Source organism: Caulobacter sp. P1_D6, from assembly GCF_056406095.1.
Window position 1 is genome coordinate 1 of sequence record NZ_JBFUAW010000098.1, and the last position, 396, is coordinate 396.

Annotated in this window: 1 pseudogene; it reads right to left on the reverse strand. The window is 73.5% G+C overall.

The features are described from left to right. Positions 1-396: pseudogene (locus AC1DYP_RS24850) on the reverse strand (hypothetical protein); the annotation flags it as partial.

A 396-nucleotide genomic window follows, 5' to 3' on the forward strand; every position in this document is an offset into this window, starting at 1 on the left:
CGCCAGCACCAGCACCACCAGCCGCCAGACGGACCTGGGATTGAGCGCCTCGTAGGGGCCCATCTGCCGGTCGGGCAGCAGCGGCATGACCACGATCAGGGCCGCGCCCAGGATCAGGGCCGAGCGCACCTCGTCCTCGGTCAGGACGGTGCGCACGAAGTGATGCAGGCGCTCGCGGCTGGACAGCAGCAGGGCGGTGACGATGCCCACCGCGCCGGCGGCCGAGGGGGCCTTCATGGCCAGGCCTCCGGCCAGCACCGTCAGCAGGATCGCGAACTCGGTCGTCAGGCCGGGCCCCTCCTGCTCGCGGTTGCGCCAGTAGCTCAGGCCCACCAGGCCGGCGATGGCCGCCGCCAGGACCGCCAGCAGCATGACGCCGCCGCAGGCGACCGCCAC